1 protein-coding gene is annotated in these 1,022 nt (G+C 65.4%); it reads right to left on the bottom strand.

The annotated features are described in order from the left end of the window. Positions 1-11: 11 nt before the first annotated feature. A complete protein-coding gene (locus EIL87_RS21685; RefSeq protein ID WP_125092440.1) occupies positions 12-920 on the bottom strand; it encodes an IS5 family transposase in 909 nt (302 codons plus the stop codon). Between the last annotated feature and the right edge of the window lie 102 nt (positions 921-1,022).

Here is a 1,022-nt window from a genome sequence, read left to right as displayed (position 1 = left end):
CTAGGAGCTGTTTAGGAACCGATCTTGGTGAGGCTGCGGAGCCAGATGTCGATGGTGGCGACGTGCACGGTGGCTTCGTAGCGGAGGGCGAGTTTGTCGTACCGGCAGGCCACGGCACGGTGGTGTTTGAGCTGGTTGATACCGCATTCCACAGCGTGGCGCCGCCGGTATGCCTCGGGATCGAAGACCGGTGGGCGGCCCCCGGCCGAGCCTCTGGCGCGGCGGTGGGCGGCTTGATCTTTCGGGGTCGGGATGGTGGCCGGGATCGCTCGTCGCCGCAGGTAGGAACGGTTGGATCGTGACGAGTAGGCCTTGTCAGCCAGCACGCGATCCGGGTGCCGACGCGGACGGCCCCGCCCGGGGCGCGGCACCCGGATGGCCTCCAGAACACCGATCATCTGCGGGCTGTCACCGCGTTGACCGGCCGTGATCAGCAACGACAACGGTTTACGTCCCTGCTCGCAGGCCAGATGAATCTTCGTGGTGAATCCGCCCCGGGACCGGCCCAACGCGTGATCGGCTGGTTCATCACCGGGTGGTTCGACCTGCGCTTGAGGGCGACGGCGCGCTCCAGCGGCGTGCTGATGGGCCCGGTTGATCGTGGAATCCACCGACACCTGCCAGTCGACGAGGCCGGACCGGTCAGCCCACGCCCGCAACACCGAGAGGATCCAGGGCCACACGCTCTCGCGTTGCCAACGGCGAAACAGCTGATAGATCGACTGCCAGTGCCCATACCGTTCCGGTACATCCCGCCATGGAGCACCGACTCGAACCCGCCAGCGAATCCCATTCAGTAACTGCCGACGTGTCCACTTCGGACGACGCCCCACCACCGGCTGAGGCGGCAACACACGCTGCAACGCCGCCCACTGCCGGTCCGTCAGATCCTGACGCGCGCCAACCGATACGCTTCCCACCGAGGTCTCCGGATAGATGTTGATCTTCTTCGTCGCTGATCCATCTACCGGAGACCTCACTATGTTCAACCACCGGGCCCCACGTTCCTAAACAGCTCCTAG

It is taken from the genome of Saccharopolyspora rhizosphaerae (assembly GCF_003931915.1).
GTDB lineage: Bacteria > Actinomycetota > Actinomycetes > Mycobacteriales > Pseudonocardiaceae > Saccharopolyspora > Saccharopolyspora rhizosphaerae.
This window is presented reverse-complemented; position numbering and strand designations above follow the sequence as displayed.